This is a genomic window from Chitinophaga sp. YIM B06452 (assembly GCF_039655965.1).
Lineage (GTDB): Bacteria > Bacteroidota > Bacteroidia > Chitinophagales > Chitinophagaceae > Chitinophaga.
Genome location: NZ_JAWLKY010000010.1, coordinates 23,653 through 36,426, shown reverse-complemented (window position 1 = coordinate 36,426; position 12,774 = coordinate 23,653). Strand labels below are relative to the sequence as shown.

At 53.5% G+C, this 12,774-nt stretch carries 14 protein-coding genes; 5 read left to right on the top strand and 9 right to left on the bottom strand.

Annotated elements, in window-relative coordinates; genetic code table 11:
* Positions 1 to 3: 3 nt before the first annotated feature.
* On the top strand, positions 4 to 1,236 hold the full coding sequence (gene rocD, locus R3I13_RS26560) for an ornithine--oxo-acid transaminase (RefSeq protein ID WP_346321029.1): 1,233 nt from the start codon (positions 4 to 6) through the stop codon (positions 1,234 to 1,236).
* On the top strand, positions 1,237 to 1,872 hold the full coding sequence (locus R3I13_RS26555; protein WP_346321028.1) for a VIT1/CCC1 transporter family protein: 636 nt from the start codon (positions 1,237 to 1,239) through the stop codon (positions 1,870 to 1,872). It begins immediately after the preceding gene.
* Positions 1,873 to 2,105: 233 nt separating this feature from the next.
* On the opposite strand, the gene R3I13_RS26550 is transcribed toward R3I13_RS26555, so the two are convergent.
* Entirely contained in the window at positions 2,106 to 2,498 is a 393-nt protein-coding gene (locus R3I13_RS26550; RefSeq protein ID WP_346321027.1) for a hypothetical protein, read from the bottom strand.
* Between the two features lie 112 nt (positions 2,499 to 2,610).
* A complete protein-coding gene (locus R3I13_RS26545) occupies positions 2,611 to 4,791 on the bottom strand; it encodes a DPP IV N-terminal domain-containing protein (RefSeq protein ID WP_346321026.1) in 2,181 nt (726 codons plus the stop codon).
* 263 nt (positions 4,792 to 5,054) lie between these two features.
* On the opposite strand from R3I13_RS26545, the gene R3I13_RS26540 reads away from it, so the two are divergent.
* On the top strand, positions 5,055 to 5,309 hold the full coding sequence (locus tag R3I13_RS26540; RefSeq protein ID WP_346321025.1) for a hypothetical protein: 255 nt from the start codon (positions 5,055 to 5,057) through the stop codon (positions 5,307 to 5,309).
* A 101-nt stretch (positions 5,310 to 5,410) separates the two neighbouring features.
* Positions 5,411 to 5,923, top strand: coding sequence for a hypothetical protein (locus tag R3I13_RS26535; protein WP_346321024.1), 513 nt, complete (start codon positions 5,411 to 5,413; stop codon positions 5,921 to 5,923).
* 381 nt (positions 5,924 to 6,304) lie between these two features.
* Here R3I13_RS26535 and R3I13_RS26530 read toward each other — a convergent pair whose 3' ends face one another.
* Both R3I13_RS26530 and R3I13_RS26525 read right to left on the bottom strand, forming a co-directional pair.
* Positions 6,305 to 6,850, bottom strand: a complete 546-nt coding sequence (locus tag R3I13_RS26530; RefSeq protein WP_346321023.1) for a hypothetical protein — start codon at positions 6,848 to 6,850, stop codon at positions 6,305 to 6,307.
* A gap of 53 nt (positions 6,851 to 6,903) precedes the next feature.
* Positions 6,904 to 7,809: a mechanosensitive ion channel domain-containing protein gene (locus tag R3I13_RS26525; RefSeq protein ID WP_346321022.1), complete on the bottom strand. Its 906-nt coding sequence runs from the start codon at positions 7,807 to 7,809 to the stop codon at positions 6,904 to 6,906.
* Between the two features lie 150 nt (positions 7,810 to 7,959).
* On the opposite strand from R3I13_RS26525, the gene R3I13_RS26520 reads away from it, so the two are divergent.
* Positions 7,960 to 10,176: a glycoside hydrolase family 95-like protein gene (locus R3I13_RS26520; protein WP_346321021.1), complete on the top strand. Its 2,217-nt coding sequence runs from the start codon at positions 7,960 to 7,962 to the stop codon at positions 10,174 to 10,176.
* Positions 10,177 to 10,178: 2 nt separating this feature from the next.
* Here R3I13_RS26520 and R3I13_RS26515 read toward each other — a convergent pair whose 3' ends face one another.
* The 5 genes from R3I13_RS26515 to R3I13_RS26495 form a co-directional block, all read right to left on the bottom strand.
* Positions 10,179 to 10,496 (bottom strand): DUF3817 domain-containing protein, encoded by a 318-nt coding sequence (locus tag R3I13_RS26515; protein WP_346321020.1) that lies wholly within the window; start codon positions 10,494 to 10,496, stop codon positions 10,179 to 10,181.
* A 3-nt stretch (positions 10,497 to 10,499) separates the two neighbouring features.
* A complete protein-coding gene (locus R3I13_RS26510) occupies positions 10,500 to 10,958 on the bottom strand; it encodes a hypothetical protein (protein WP_346321019.1) in 459 nt (152 codons plus the stop codon).
* A gap of 71 nt (positions 10,959 to 11,029) precedes the next feature.
* Positions 11,030 to 11,620, bottom strand: a complete 591-nt coding sequence (locus R3I13_RS26505; RefSeq protein ID WP_346321018.1) for a TetR/AcrR family transcriptional regulator — start codon at positions 11,618 to 11,620, stop codon at positions 11,030 to 11,032.
* A gap of 156 nt (positions 11,621 to 11,776) precedes the next feature.
* Complete coding sequence (locus R3I13_RS26500) at positions 11,777 to 12,025, bottom strand: Ada metal-binding domain-containing protein (protein WP_346321017.1); 249 nt, start codon at positions 12,023 to 12,025, stop codon at positions 11,777 to 11,779.
* 12 nt (positions 12,026 to 12,037) lie between these two features.
* The gene (locus R3I13_RS26495; RefSeq protein WP_346321016.1) at positions 12,038 to 12,739 is read right to left on the bottom strand and encodes a 2OG-Fe(II) oxygenase; all 702 of its coding nucleotides are present in this window, start codon (positions 12,737 to 12,739) and stop codon (positions 12,038 to 12,040) included.
* Positions 12,740 to 12,774: the final 35 nt, after the last annotated feature.

The following is a 12,774-nucleotide window of genomic DNA, read 5'->3' as shown; positions in this document are numbered from 1 at the left end:
CGCATGGTACCAAATTATACAATCAGTGAACGGACGCAGCATTACCTGGCCCTGGAAGAAGAGTTCGGCGCGCACAATTATCACCCCCTGCCCGTGGTGCTCAACCGCGGCGAAGGCGTTTTTGTGTGGGATGTAGACGGTAAGCGGTATTTCGATTTCCTTTCCGGCTATTCCGCTGTAAACCAGGGGCATTGCCATCCCAAGATTGTCAGCGCGCTGATAGAACAGGCGCAGCAGCTCACCCTTACCTCCCGAGCTTTTCACAGCCAGCTTTTAGCAGAGTTCGCGGCGTATATCACCCGTTATTTCGGCTACGACAAAGTGCTGCCGATGAATACCGGCGTGGAAGCCGTGGAAACCGCCCTGAAGCTTTGCCGCCGCTGGGGGTATGTCGTAAAAGGCATCCCGGAAAATAAAGCGAAGATCATCGTTTGCGCGGAGAACTTTCACGGCCGCACACTGAACGTCGTTTCTTTCAGTACCGACCCCGTGGCCCGCAGGGCTTTCGGCCCCTACATGCCGGGCTACGAGGTGATCCCTTTCAATAACCTGCCCGCGCTGGAAATGGCCCTGCAGGACCCGAACGTGGCCGGTTTTATGGTAGAGCCCATCCAGGGCGAAGCCGGGGTAAAGGTGCCCGATGAGGGATACCTCTCCAAAGCCCGCCAATATTGTACAGACGCCAATGTGTTATTTATAGCAGACGAGATCCAGACCGGCCTCGCCCGCACCGGCATGATGCTGGCCTGCGACCACGAACAGGTGCGGCCGGATATCCTGATCCTCGGCAAAGCCCTCTCCGGCGGCATGCTGCCGGTTTCGGCCGTGCTGGCGGATGATCCTATCATGCTCACCATTCACCCGGGCGAGCACGGCTCCACTTACGGCGGCAACCCCCTGGCCTGCAAAGTGGCCATGGCGGCGCTGGAAACGCTGCGCAACGAACGTATGGCTGAGAATGCCACGAAAATGGGCGAACTGCTGCGCAACGGTATCCGCGCGCTCAACTCCCCGCACATCAGCGTGGTGCGCGGCAAGGGACTGCTGAACGCCATAGAGATCAAACATGCGCATGAAGACGCAGCCTGGGAACTATGCCTGGCGCTGAAAGAGAACGGCCTGCTGGCCAAGCCCACCCATGGCGACAAGATACGTTTTGCGCCGCCGCTGGTGATCGATGCTGCGCAGATCGACGAATGCGTGGGCATTATTCAAAAAAGCCTGGAAACTTTATAAATGAGTACAAACAGCAAAGCCATCCGGAGCTCCGGGTGGAAAACGGATATGATGATCGGCTTCCCTGACGGGATACTGCTGCTGCTTTTCACAACCCAGGTGCTTTATTCCAAAAGCCTGACGGTACAGGCGTTCTATACTATTCATTTCCTCGTGCTGGGTTTTGCCACCCTGCTGCTGATGATCGCCGTATTCCGTGCCAACCGCGGGGATGGCGACGATGGACTGATGAGCCCTGAAGAAAAAAGCAAACTGGAAAAGCTGGACATTTCTGAAACCACCATCGCTCACATTGCCGATGAAATGCAGAAGGATCAGCAGGTTTGGGAACAGACCCTTCAATCCGAAAAAGTAACGCTCCGCTCCTACGGCACCCTGCATGCGATCAGGAGCATGGTGGCCACGGGAGTATTTTTCTTCCTCGGCGGTTGCCTGGTATTCCTGCCGTATTTGTTTCAGGAGAATTTCCCGGCAGCTTCGCGCATCAGCCTGACAATCAGTGTTATATTCCTCATATTATTTGCCCTGCTGAAATCCCGCATTACGGGGCAGGGCACCGTTCGCATGACCATGCGGTACCTCCTCACCGGTGGCGCGGTGGTGCTGGTCTCTTACCTGATCTCTTCGTTTATTTAAGGGCTAATTCCGATCGTGACCCGATCCAGACCCGATCTGGTTCCAATCGAGACCCGATCGTTTCATATTGTAACAGCAGAGGAAAGGCGTTCAAAAAGCGGGGTAAAAGCGTTCTAACCGTATACTAACCGTAAGGCTTTAGTAGGGCTTTAGTAGGGATACCGTAAGGGAACCGTAGCAAATCGATTTAGAAAAATTTATATGTATTGATGTCCTGACGGCACCAGGCCTGCTTACTTCACCAGGTTCTTCCAGTTCCACAGCACGCAGCCAAATACTGCCAGCGCGGCAATAAGGCTTAGCCACAAACCAATTTGCTGTTCCGGGCAGATACCCATTTCACAACGGGAAAAAAGCAGCATGTTACGGAAAGCCCATGCGGCAAGGAAAGCGCTGACAAAGAGGTTGACGCGCGGGCTCCAGGCTTTGCGGATGAGAAAGAAGATGATAGCGAGCACAGATACCGCGATGCTCAGCTTGCCGGGCTCGCCGAAGCTGGAACCTTCGCTCTGCAGGCCGCTGAATACCAGGTGCTGCCCGTCCACATGCACGCTGATCCATGGAAGAAAGGCGCTGATAATAACGATCACTGCTGCAATAATGCCTGAAACGGAGGATTTTAACATGTTGCGGTATTGTTGGATGCGCAAAGTAAGGGCGAATTTCTGAAAAAGGAAAATAATGAAGGGCTGACCGGTCATGATACTGGTCAGCCCTCGTGATATTATATACAATGGTCTATTTCGCGCCAGGGGGACAGTTCTCTTTCAGGAACTGCGTGTACAGGGCGGATAAATGCTCTGAAGTGCCCTCCCCTTCATAAATGCCGTGGGTACGGTTCGGGTAGGCCATCATCTGGAAGATCTTCTTGTGTTTGATCAGTTCATTGATCAGCATTTCCGCGTTCTGGTAATGCACGTTATCGTCTCCCGTGCCATGGATATACAGCAGTTTGCCGCGGAGATTTTTAGCGTGGGTGATCGGCGACCCGGCGATAAAATCTTCCCTGTTCTCGGAAGGCAGGCCCATATAACGTTCCTGGTAGATATTGTCGTAGGTAAGCTCGTTGGCCACCGCCGCAATGGCAATGCCGGTCTGGTAGATCTCGGGGTATTGGAACAGCAGGTTGAGCGTCATGGAACCGCCGCCGCTCCAGCCCCATACTGCGATGCGGTCTTTGTCCACGTAAGGCAGCTTGAGTATTTCTTTAGCGCCCATGGCCTGGTCGCGGGCGTTGATGAGCCCTACTTTGCGGTAGATGCTTTTGCGCCACTCGCGGCCTTTAGGCGCAGGCGTGCCGCGGTTGTCCAGCGAAATATAGATGTAGCCGTCTTTGCCCATATCGCCTTCGTAGAGGAAATTATTGGTGGCGCCCCAGCTGTCTGTGATCTTGAAAGATGCGGGCTCGCCATATACAAAAAATACAACGGGGTATTTTTTGGTGGAGTCGAAGTTGTCGGGTTTGCTCATCCAGGCATCGAGGGTAACGCCGTCTGCAGTGGTCACCTGGAAGTAGCTGGTATTATCCGGCCTTTTGGCGGCGTTGGCGGCTTCCGCGGTAAAGTCTTTCCCGGAAATGCTCTGATGATCAGGCAGGGAAACGAATTCCGCGGCAGGGCTCAGCAGGTGGCTTTCATAGGAATGGCCCGCCACTTTGCCGTTCGGGGAAATCTCGTATTTGTGCGTACCCGGCTGGTCTTTCGGCGTTACGCGCGTTGCGGCTGCGCCGGAAAGGTCCGTCCTGAACAGGTACTGGCCGGTAGCATCGCCGGGCGAGGCCAGGAAATAAAGCTGTTTGCCGGCTTCGCTGTATTGCAGGAGATTGATCACGTCATAATCGCCGGGAGTGAGCAGCTTGTGTTTCCCGCCGGCCACATCTATCTCGTACACATGACGCCAGCCGTCCATTTCGCTGACCCAGAGGAAAGACTTCCCGTTGTTCAGCCAGTCCCAGCCGGTAATGTCACCGTCATCCCAGGAGGATTTTACATCCACCCAGGCCTTGTCTGTTTCGGTAAAGATGGTATTTGCCTTGCCTGTAGCGGCTTGCAGCTCCATCAGGCGCGAGGTGTTCTGCTTGCGGTTCAGCTGCTGGATGATGAGGCGGTTGGTACCGGGGATCCATTCCATGCGCGGGATGTAATGCTGTACGGGGTCGCCGGGCACCTGCATCCAGGTGGTCTTTTTCGTCTGAAGGCTCACCACGCCCACTTTACAGGCGGATGGGTTCTGCCCTGCCTTGGGATATTCTACTGGTATGGTAAAGGAATAGATGGAGTCGGTATTGTTGATCATCAGGAAGTCGCGGATGTTCTTGGCGTCTATCTGCCAGTATGCGATGCTTTTGCTGTCGGGGCTCCAGCGGAAACCGTCGCGGCAGCCGAACTCTTCTTCGTAGGCCCAGTCGAAGGTGCCGTTGATCAGCTTGCGGGTGCCGTCTTTGGTGAGCTGGTCGGTCTTGCCCGTGGCAAGATCTTCCACGTACAGGTTATGCCTGCTCACGTAAGCGGCCTTGGTGCCGTCGGGCGATATTTTGGCGAACATGAGAGAGGCTTCCGGCAGGCCTTTGCCCAGCTGGCGGAGCTTTTTGGTGGCAAGACTGTAGAACCAGTAATCGCCGCGGGTTTCATAGCGCCATACCCTTTGGGTGTTGGTAAACAGCAGCAGGCCCTTTTCGTCGGGCGTGAAGGTGAAGCGGCGGGTAGACAACGGTTTGGAAGCGCCGGCAGGAGTAAGTTCCGCAGCGGTGACCAGCGCGGTTTGCTGGCCGGTGGTGGCGGAAACGGCGTAGATGGCACCTTCCCGGGCCTGGTAAAATGCGTCCCCGGCGGTGTTCCACTTCAGGTTCTGGGCGTAGGCGCCCATGCCGGCGGTAACCAACAGGCAGAGCAGCAGGAATAGTCTGTTAAATGATTGCATACTGGATATTATGAAATTGATATGAGCATAAAAATAAGGGTTTCAGGGGCAAACCGGGGGCTGGAATATTATAAATGGTAAGTGGTAACATTTCGGCCCTAAAATTGATTTATTAGCGTAAAGTTAATACTGCGGCGGGTTTGAAACCTTTTTAGCTATGTATTGATATGACTTTTATATAAATTATCCATAATAAATTTTGACAATTTAATAAATTCAGTATTTTTATGGCATCAAGATATCCTAGCGAAAAAACCGAACAGATGGTACAAGTATCCTATTCTTACAAAAACCGGGAATTCTTCCAGCTTGAGGATTCCATTATGAACCAGATCGCGGAAAGCGGCAAAAGGATGCTGTTTGCCCTGCTGGAACCTATTCACGACGTTTTAATCACTGAGAACGGTAAGATCAGGATCTGCCTGGACGAGCGTCCGAACATTGAACTGGAGGGCTTCAGCGCGCCTGTTAAGCACCAGATCGAATGTACGCTGCGCGGGGAGGAATATGAGAACTAGCCCTCGCCCGTTTCCCCTGCTTAACTGAATACACATAGATACTACCTACTGATGCTGCGGTGCATGCTTTTGCACCGCAGTTTTTATAAACGGGCATGCCCATGGCCAACATTACCCGGACTATCCGGATCAGGGCGGGCCGCAGGCTGACGGGTCAGCTGCTGCGCCTGCTTTTTTTCGTTATTAACCTGGCGCTCTTTATTACCGGCATTATTTCCAGGAAACCAACCTACATTATTACGGGAACCTTGCTGCTTACTGTCATGATCGTGATAAGGCTGGGCCGCCGGTCTATTACCGTAACGCTTAATGCCAGCGGCATCCTTTTCTCCTGCCCTTTCTGGAACAGGCATTTTCCCTGGAACGATATCCGGTCTGCCGGCGTATATATGATCCGCAACGGCGAGGTCGTTTTCCGCGATCCGAAAGCCGCCCAGGCCGGCGAGCGGCTGATCATCTTCGTGTCTGTCCATCACGGGTACCGGCCCCGGCGCTTCGACCGCTTCAACAGCCGCCATTCCATGCATTTCCGCTGGAACCGCGATGGCTGGGCGGCCATTGCGGGGCGCATACCGCAGGAGGCTTATATGGCCAATTCTTCAATACAACTCTGAATCCGTCATTACGTGTAAAGGTCCGTCATTGCGTATCCTAAACTGTCATTGCGAGGAGCGGCATGGAATTCTGTGCGGCGGGAGATGCGACGAAGCAATCTCCCTTCAAGTATTGGAGTATGTCAAATTCAACGAAAGAGATTGCTTCGTCTCACCCCCGCTTTGGCTCTGCAGCTCCTCACAATGACGGGCTTTTGCCCTGCATCGTTGCCCTTCCCCCAATGACGGGCCTTCCCATATTCGTATGCCCATTGCAGTTATAGTTCCGGACATAAAAAAGCCCCGGCATTTCGCCGGGGCATGAAAATTTCCAATTGTAGTATTACCTGATGAGTGCCAAGTTATACAATAATCCGGGAATAACAAAATATTGCACTTATTTCACTCGTCCTTCGCTCCTTTTTCACCTGTGAACCAGTGTTCCTTATCCCGGAACAAAACATTGAAAGTAGTGAGCGATCCGTATACGCGGGTGATGTATTGCTGGAGGTTCACCTTGTCTTCGTCTCCAAGCAGTTTGTGCCCGTTGATCTGTTGCTCCAGCACGCGCAGCCTGTCGCGCACCATCACGATCTTGTGGAAGAACACATCGATGGGCACTTCTTTTCCTTTCAGGTTCGGGTCTTTAGGCTGCAGCAGCAAAGTGCCGCCGGCCCAGCGTTCGCCGATGGGCACCACTTCGCTGAAGCCGTTCCAGAGGCGGAGCATCTTCAGCAGCGAGGTTTCCACCTGGGAGACGGTCTCTATTTCAATGGTCTTGTTTTCGGTGTACAGTACTTCAAATAGCGGGTCTGTTTTGTCGATCTCTTCAATGCCGCTGTTCATAAAGGTGACCACGTACTGGGCGTATTTCACGCCAATGATAACGCCCGGCCCAAATCGCGCATGCTGCACCCGGGAACCGATGCCTGCGGTTAATTCTTCCATTGCCTGTTTTTTGAGGAGTAATATACGAATAAGTCCAGATGGAATACAGCATACTACAGGGAATCTTCCTGCGCATTCACCTCCCTGCCGGAGAAAGACAGGATGGTATTGATCAGCAGCCTGCGCATCTTGCGCTCAGTTTCCTTGTCGGGCCGCGGGATGAGGAACTGTACCTTGTAATGCACGAGGTCTTTTTTGATCTCCAGTATCTTCAGTGAAAAACTGTTTTCGGTGATATTGGTGGAAAACGGCCGCAGCACGCCCTTCAGCTCTTTTTCCAGCTCGTCAGGCGAGGACTGGTGCCTGAGGTCCAGCTCAAATTCTATCGTCAGTTTTTTGATGTTCTGCTTGCTCTGGTTGAGCACCATGGTGGAAAAGATCACGCTGTTGGGGATCAGCACGATGTCATCGTCGTCGTTCTGCAGCACTACATTGATGAGCGTGATGTCCAGCACCTTTCCGCGAAACTCCCCCACCCTGATCTGGTCGCCCAGGCTTAGCTGGTCGGAGAACATGATGATGAGCCCGTTGATCATATTGGTCACGTAGTCTTTCGATAACAGGGCAAACGCCGCTGCCGCGATACTAACGCTGACGAACATATTAAAAGGATTCACGCCAAACAGCACCATGATGGATATAAGCGCGAATATGGTATTGAGCACAGAGGAAATGCGGTTGATGCCCAGCACGAAGTTGTCTCTCGTAAGCCGCTGCATGCGGTTTTTGCGGAGGTACCAGGATATCATCACGATCCACCCGATGGAAATAAGCAGGTTGGCGCCGAGGAAGATCGAAAGGGCGTTGGTAATGCGCGCCACGAGGGTGTGGGTCTCAAACCATTTGTGCTGGGTGAGGTTTACATACACAATAGAAAGGTACACCGCCAGCTTGATAATAAAGATAAGTACCTGGTTCCGGAATTTTTTCCTGTTGTAAGTTGCCTGATCTGTCACCATGATGGGCACAAAATTACAGAATTACCGCCGCTCCGGGAAGCATTAAAAGTGTACCGGTTAAAATCGCCTTTATATCGGTTAAAATGCTGTTGATTTGAATAAGGGGAATTGTGTTATTTTGAAGTACACGTCTACTCTTTAAAACCTCGTATGAAAAAACTGATCCTGCCTTTGATGGCCGTGATTGCCGGCTTCCCGGCATTTGCACAGCTGAAACCTTCGCACAACCTCGTGTTCCCCGCCCTGGCTTCCCGCTGGGACGAGGCCATCCCGCTCGGCAACGGCATGCTTGGTGCGCTCGTCTGGCAAAAGGCCGGCCGGCTGCGGCTTTCGCTGGACCGGGTGGACCTCTGGGACGAACGCCCTGTTCTTGACCTTAAAAAATATTCTTATCAATGGGTGGAACAACGGGTGCTGGCCAAACAATATGATACCGTGCAACGAGCCATGGACGAGCCTTACGAGGCTATCCCCTGGCCTACCAAACTGCCTGGCGCAGGCCTGGAGTTCAGCCTTGAGAACCTCGGCAGCGTTACGCGCAACGAGCTGGACCTTGCCTCGGCATTGAATACCATTACGTTCAGCAGCGGTGTGACGGCGCATTTTTATGTGCATGCCAGCCGGCAGACCGGTTATTTTTCTTTTGAAAACCTCGGCACGGAAGCTTTCCTGCCCGAACTGACGGTTCCCGGTTACAATACCGGCCGCCAGCGGGGCAACAGCAACAGTGTGGAGGGGCTTGGGCTGGAAAAGCTCGGTTATCCCGCAGGCACTATTACCCGCACAGCAACCAGCGTTCACTACCGCCAGCCTACAGCACAAGGGAAATATTACGAAGTAAAAGTGAACTGGAAACGTTTCCCGGGCAACAAGGTCATCGGGCAATGGACGATCAGCAACAACAAACCCGCGCAGCTGCCGGAGCTGAACACTGCGCTGAAAGAGCCCACCGGCTGGGATAGCCATATTGCGTGGTGGAAACGGTTCTGGTCAAAGTCCGCAGTGAGCCTGCCCGATACGCTGCTCGAAAAGCAGTATTACCGCGATATGTACAAGCTGGGCGCCGCCGCCCGCAAAGGCGCGCCGGCCATCAGCCTGCAGGCGGTGTGGACGGCCGATAACGGGAACCTCCCGCCCTGGAAAGGCGATTTCCACAACGATCTCAACACGCAGCTCAGCTATTGGCCCGCTTACACCGGCAACCATTTGCAGGAAGCGGAAACATTTACGGATTGGCTCTGGAACATTCGCCCCGCAAGCCGGCAGATGACGGAGGATTATTTTAAAGTAAAAGGCCTGAATGTACCGGGCGTGGCCACTATCACGGGAATTCCCATGGGCGGCTGGATACAGTATTCCCTCTCTCCTTCTTCCGGCGCGTGGGTGAGCCAGCATATGTACTGGCAATGGAAATACTCGATGAACAAACAGCTCCTGCAAACCCGCGTTTATCCATGGTTGCAGGAATCCGCTGCGTTCCTGGAAAATATCACGCGGCAGGTGAACGGCGTTCGCAGGCTGCCGCTCAGTTCCAGCCCCGAGTATCACGACAATAGCATCAGGGCCTGGTTTACGGATTGGACGAACTACGATCTTTCGCTCGCACATTTTCTTTTCGGCGCCGCCTCGGAAACAAGCAAGGCCATGGGTAAGCCTGCGGAGGCAGCTCATTGGGATGCTGTCCGGAAACAGCTGCCTGCGCTGGACGTAGATGAATACGGCTTAAGCGTTGCGCCGGGAGAGCGTTTGGACGGCTCGCACCGCCACTTCTCGCAATACATGGCTATTTACCCGCTGGCGCTGCTGCAGGTTGGCAAAGCGGAAGATGCGGAGATCATCAAACGCAGCCTGCGCCGTATCGAAGAGAAGGGCACGCGGGCATGGGTGGGTTATTCCTTCGCGTGGATGGCCTGCATTTATGCGCGCGCCAAAGAGGCGGACAGCGCGGTGAAACACCTGCGCATTTTTGCGTCCAACTTTGTATCGGCCAACAGTTTTCACCTGAACGGCGATCAGAAGGGCGGGCAGTATTCAAGCTTCACCTACCGGCCTTTTACGCTGGAAGGCAACTTCGCATTCGCGCAGGGCGTGCATGAACTGCTGATGCAGCAGCAGGGCGATGTGCTGGAAATATTCCCGGCATTACCCGCAAGCTGGGAAAAAGTAAGTTTCACGGACCTCCGCGCTGAGGGCGCTTACCTTGTGAGCGCTTCCGTCGTAAACGGGAAACCGGCTTCAGTAAAGGTACATGCTGAAAAAGGCGGTGTGCTGCGCATCAGGCTGCCCTTTACGCCCAAAGGCAGGGAAAGCAGCCTGGTGGAGTTGAAATTGCTGCCGGGACAAACAGTTTCCTTCACCAACCCATAAGCTCACTCCTGCGGCGGCGTCAGTTTCCGCAGGATCTTCCGGTCGATATAGAACGTGCCGAAAGGAATGACGCATGCCAGCAGCACTTTCCAGGTGGTCTGCCTGAATTTCCACTGCTGCTCTACACCCACACTTAACGTGTTGAACACAAACAGCAGGAAGAGAGCGCCGTGCACCGGCCCGATCAGCTTTGTACCCGCAGGGTTGCCGAAATAATATTTCATGGGCACGGCGATGAATACGAGCACCAGCAGGGACAGGCCTTCCAGCGCGCCGAGTATCCTCAGCCGCCCCGTTTTTGTTTGCAATAAATGTTTCATGTTTTATCTGATGTATGGTCTGCCTGCTAAAGGAGAAAACGGCCAGGGTATGGCCACCAGGATCAAACTCAGCGCCAGCGTGAACCATAGCAGCATGGTGCGGAACTTTTCCCGGTCTTCTTTTTTTCGTTTGGCCATGGCCGAACCGATGGTGAGCAGCACGATGGCCGTCATCATCAGCGGCAGGTGCAACGCGCCGAAAAACGTGATGTCCCTCTGCTGCAGGGCGGCTTTTGTGTTGTTCCAGAAGTATTTCACCACCGGGCTCTGCGTGTACAGCAGCATGCCCACCAGCAGCTGGATATGCGCGAAAGTGGCCGTCCAGTGCCTGGCGGCGTTATCTGCGCGGGCAAAAGGCCTGTGGGAAAAATATCCCCTGGCGGCGCGGTAAATGGCATACACAAGGCTGAGCAATACCAGCCATCTTACAATAGAATGAATAGATAAAAGCGCCGGGTACATTGTGCTGTTTTTTAAACCGGCGTAAAGGTAGGAGAAAAAACATACTAATCGGTATGTTTTTATAAAAAAAATTATGCCAGCCCGTCCAGGTAGGCTTTCAGCGCTTTCAGGTAGGGCTTGTACGCCTCCCTGCTGCCCGACAGTTTGCCAAAGTTCCGGATGCCCCAGTAGCCGGACATTACGAACAGCGCCACCTGCTTTGCGTTTACCTTCTTATCAACGAAACCTTCTTTTTTACCTCTTTCTATACTTTTTACCAGCGCGTCGTTCCATTTGCCGGTAAGCTCGTCCAAAGCCTTGCTGAAAGCCTCGTTCCAGGGAGCCATTTCCTGCGTGAGATTGGCCGCAGGGCAGCCGTATTCCACTTTCAGGAACTCGTTTTCCATCAGCAGGCTGTGCATCATGCGGTAGATGAGTTTCAACGGATCGGCCGGCTGTTGCATGGGTTTGATGTAATTCTCCGTTACGGCGGGTTTCAGCACCTCTTCGATAATGGCCAGCCCCATTTCGTCTTTGTTTTTGAAATGGTAATAAAACGCGCCTTTGGTCACTTCCGTGGTGGCGAGAATATCGTCCAGGCTGGCGGCCTGGTAGCCTTTGATATATATCAGCCCGAATGCTTTTTGCAGGATGGCGAGCCGGGTGGCTTCAGCTTTTTTCATAAGATACCGTTTGGTATTTTATTCAAAGGAACGAAATTCTTTCCATGAAAAAAGGCGCCCGTTACCGCGCACAGTTATTATTGTCTTAACCATCCGAAAGAGATTAACAAACAATCCAGGATTAACAATGCTATTCAGCATTCAAACATTAACCCGTCAAATACTTTCTTTCCACTTCTTGTATGCAGCCCGCATACAATGCCCGCAGGGACGGTAGCCGCTTGCCACAGCGATTTTTTCGCTGGTGAAGAACACCCTGTTCTCCCGCTTCATTCTCTTGCCGGAGCTGCATTGTAAAGTGCCATATATTTTCAGCCTGCGGTTGCCGCCGAATTTTATCTTTCCCGCGCGGATGAGTGCGTGAAGATCGCTGCTGCTGAGCTGGCTGTGTGAGATGATATGCATGCGGACTGACAATTATTGCGCATCATGGAATATAATGCCGAGCGTATACCGGTGGCCGTCTTTCACTTCGCTCACGCCGTGTTTCATGTTCACGCGGTAATATCCCCTGCTGCCGTGAACGGGCCGGAAATTGGTGGTAAAGATAAGCATGTCTCCCTTGCCGGGGCGCAGCACGATAGGCTTGGACTGTGCGCGGGGCCGCTGTTCCACGAGCACGAACTCTCCGCCTGTATGATCCTGGCCGGGTTGTGAGAGGAACAGCACGAGCTGGAACGGGAAGAACACATCGCCGTAAAGGTCCTGGTGGAGCGTGTTGTGGCCGCCCTGCCCGTATTGCAGGATGAGCACGGTGGGTTTGTCCTGCCCCGCGTTCCTGCATTCTTCCAATAATTCCTCGTGGGTAGGCGGGTAAACGCGGGGAATGTCCAGCACCTGCATCCAGCGGTTGGCAATGGGCGCCAGGTGCGGGTACACATTTTCGCGGATCTGCCGAATAAGCGGCGGCAGCGGGTAACGGAAATATTTGTATTCGCCTGCGCCGAAGCGGTAACGTTCCATGGAAATGGTTTTCCGGTATAGCTGCGGGTCTATGTAGGCAACAGTGAGGGCTGTGCATTCCAGCGGGTTGAGCATCCCGGGAACAACTGCGTAACCTTTATCGTGCAGTTCCGCGGCAATGGCGGTCCAGTCTGCCTGTTCGATCTTCTCTTTCATGCCTGCAAGTTACCCATGCCCGCAGCGCTGCGCCA

What these genes read in the sequence shown, in the direction of transcription:
- rocD (WP_346321029.1), top strand. Translation starts at nt 4, where the DNA reads ATGGTACCAAATTATACAATCAGTGAACGGACGCAGCATTACCTGGCC.
- R3I13_RS26555 (WP_346321028.1), top strand. Translation starts at nt 1,237, where the DNA reads ATGAGTACAAACAGCAAAGCCATCCGGAGCTCCGGGTGGAAAACGGAT.
- R3I13_RS26550 (WP_346321027.1), bottom strand. Translation starts at nt 2,498, where the DNA reads ATGTTAAAATCCTCCGTTTCAGGCATTATTGCAGCAGTGATCGTTATT.
- R3I13_RS26545 (WP_346321026.1), bottom strand. Translation starts at nt 4,791, where the DNA reads ATGCAATCATTTAACAGACTATTCCTGCTGCTCTGCCTGTTGGTTACC.
- R3I13_RS26540 (WP_346321025.1), top strand. Translation starts at nt 5,055, where the DNA reads ATGGTACAAGTATCCTATTCTTACAAAAACCGGGAATTCTTCCAGCTT.
- R3I13_RS26535 (WP_346321024.1), top strand. Translation starts at nt 5,411, where the DNA reads ATGGCCAACATTACCCGGACTATCCGGATCAGGGCGGGCCGCAGGCTG.
- R3I13_RS26530 (WP_346321023.1), bottom strand. Translation starts at nt 6,850, where the DNA reads ATGGAAGAATTAACCGCAGGCATCGGTTCCCGGGTGCAGCATGCGCGA.
- R3I13_RS26525 (WP_346321022.1), bottom strand. Translation starts at nt 7,809, where the DNA reads ATGGTGACAGATCAGGCAACTTACAACAGGAAAAAATTCCGGAACCAG.
- R3I13_RS26520 (WP_346321021.1), top strand. Translation starts at nt 7,960, where the DNA reads ATGAAAAAACTGATCCTGCCTTTGATGGCCGTGATTGCCGGCTTCCCG.
- R3I13_RS26515 (WP_346321020.1), bottom strand. Translation starts at nt 10,496, where the DNA reads ATGAAACATTTATTGCAAACAAAAACGGGGCGGCTGAGGATACTCGGC.
- R3I13_RS26510 (WP_346321019.1), bottom strand. Translation starts at nt 10,958, where the DNA reads ATGTACCCGGCGCTTTTATCTATTCATTCTATTGTAAGATGGCTGGTA.
- R3I13_RS26505 (WP_346321018.1), bottom strand. Translation starts at nt 11,620, where the DNA reads ATGAAAAAAGCTGAAGCCACCCGGCTCGCCATCCTGCAAAAAGCATTC.
- R3I13_RS26500 (WP_346321017.1), bottom strand. Translation starts at nt 12,025, where the DNA reads ATGCATATCATCTCACACAGCCAGCTCAGCAGCAGCGATCTTCACGCA.
- R3I13_RS26495 (WP_346321016.1), bottom strand. Translation starts at nt 12,739, where the DNA reads ATGAAAGAGAAGATCGAACAGGCAGACTGGACCGCCATTGCCGCGGAA.